This is a genomic window from Arthrobacter sp. Y3223164 (assembly GCF_059091005.1).
Genome location: NZ_JBNHGF010000484.1, coordinates 1 through 1,805, shown reverse-complemented (window position 1 = coordinate 1,805; position 1,805 = coordinate 1). Strand labels below are relative to the sequence as shown.

The window sequence follows — 1,805 nt, the reverse complement described above, 5'->3', positions numbered from 1 at the left end:
GGATACAGGCCGCGGCCGCCGCCGGGCCGGCCAGGCGCTGCCAGCGGCGCACCTCAGCTCGTCCCCGACGGCGTCTCGACGGCTACCATGGTCGCCTTGACCGAGGCCACCGCCACCGACCCCGGTTCGATGCCGAGGTCCCGCACGGCTTCGGCACTCATCAAGGACACCACCCGGTGCGGACCGCACTGCAGCTCCACCTGGGCCATCACCGCGTCCAGCCGGACATCGGTCACGATCCCCACGAAGCGGTTGCGGGCCGAGCTGCCGATCCCGGTGGGATCCTGGGGCAGGGCAGCCTGCTCCCGGGCCAGGGCGGCCAGCTCCGCGCCCTCCACCGTCGCCCGGCCGGAGGCGTCCCGGTGCTTGGCCAGGGCGCCGGCGTCGATCCAGCGGCGCAGGGTATCGTCGCTGACCCCCAGGAAGCGCGCAGCATCCGAGATGCGTATCTGCGTCATGGAAAGCAGTATAGTTCCGCAAATGCGGAACCTGGCAGGTTCGGGTTGCGTCCGGTGTCGCCCCTGCCGGGGCCATCCCGCATCCGCGGCCCTCCGCCGGGTACCCTCGAGGTATGAGCGTTGATCTGGGAATGCCGCAGGTTCCCGGCGGGACCGCGTCCGCCGCGGCCCCGGCGCGCCCCGCAGGGACCGGCCCGGCGCTGGTGGACCGCTTTGGCCGGGTGGCCACCGACCTGCGGATCTCGCTGACCGACAAGTGCAATCTCCGCTGCACGTATTGCATGCCGGCCGAAGGCTTGGACTGGCTGGCCAAGGAACAGGTCCTCAGCGACGACGAGGTGGTCCGGCTGGTCCGGATCGCCGTCGGGCGGCTGGGCGTGCGCGAGCTGCGCCTGACCGGCGGCGAACCCCTGGTGCGTGCAGGGCTGGTGAACATCATCGCTGCCGTCCGCAATAACCACCCCGACCTGCCCGTGTCGCTGACCACCAACGCCCTCGGGCTGGAGAAGAAGGCGGCCGCCCTGAAGGCGGCCGGCCTGACCCGGATCAACGTCTCGCTGGACTCGCTGCACCCGGAGACGTTTGAGCAGCTGACCCGCCGCCCGTTCCTGGACCGGGTGCTCGCCGGCATCGAAGCCGCCGACGCGGCCGGCCTGGGCCTGCTGAAGATCAACGCGGTGCTGATGCGCGGCATCAACGACGCCGAGGCGCCCGCGCTGCTGGACTGGGCGGTGGAACGGGGCTACGAGCTGAGGTTCATCGAACAGATGCCGCTGGACGCGGACCATGGCTGGACCCGGCAGAACATGCTGTCCGCCGCCGAGATCCGCGCCCTGTTGGAGCCGGTCTTCCTGCTCTCCCCGGACCCGCGCTCACGCGACGGCGCCCCGGCTGAACGGTGGGAGGTGCGGCGGCGGGACCGCCCCGGCGTCGTCGCCGGCACCGTGGGAATCATCGCCTCCGTAACCGAGCCGTTCTGTGCCGACTGCCGCCGCACCCGGGTCACGGCCGAGGGCAAGGTGCGCTCCTGCCTGTTCTCGCACGAGGAAACTGACCTGCTGGACCTCCTGCGCTCCGGCGCGGACGACGAGGCAGTGGCGGAACGGTGGCGGCATGCGATGTGGGGCAAACCCAAGGCCCACGGTATGGATCATGCGGGTCTGGGCGGCACGGACTTCGTCCAGCCGGACCGGACCATGAGTGCGATAGGCGGATAGATGATCATCCGGTATTTCGGGGCGGCGCAGGCCGCCGCCGGCGTCGAGGAGGAATCCCTGCCGCTGCCCGACGGCAGCACGCTGGAGGCGGTGCTGCGCGAGGTCATCGCCCGGCACAGCACCGCGGCGG

The 1,805-nt window shown here is 71.4% G+C and carries 2 protein-coding genes; one reads left to right on the top strand and one right to left on the bottom strand.

All coding sequences use genetic code 11. The annotated features are described in order from the left end of the window. Positions 1–53 precede the first annotated feature (53 nt). A complete protein-coding gene (locus tag AC5RUJ_RS15655; RefSeq protein ID WP_494128325.1) occupies positions 54–458 on the bottom strand; it encodes a TOBE domain-containing protein in 405 nt (134 codons plus the stop codon). A 113-nt stretch (positions 459–571) separates the two neighbouring features. Between AC5RUJ_RS15655 and moaA the strand changes: the two genes are divergently transcribed. After that, positions 572–1,675, top strand: coding sequence for a GTP 3',8-cyclase MoaA (gene moaA / locus AC5RUJ_RS15650; protein ID WP_494128324.1), 1,104 nt, complete (start codon positions 572–574; stop codon positions 1,673–1,675). The last annotated feature ends 130 nt before the right edge of the window (positions 1,676–1,805 follow it).

What these genes read in the sequence shown, in the direction of transcription:
- AC5RUJ_RS15655 (WP_494128325.1), bottom strand. Translation starts at nt 458, where the DNA reads ATGACGCAGATACGCATCTCGGATGCTGCGCGCTTCCTGGGGGTCAGC.
- moaA (WP_494128324.1), top strand. Translation starts at nt 572, where the DNA reads ATGAGCGTTGATCTGGGAATGCCGCAGGTTCCCGGCGGGACCGCGTCC.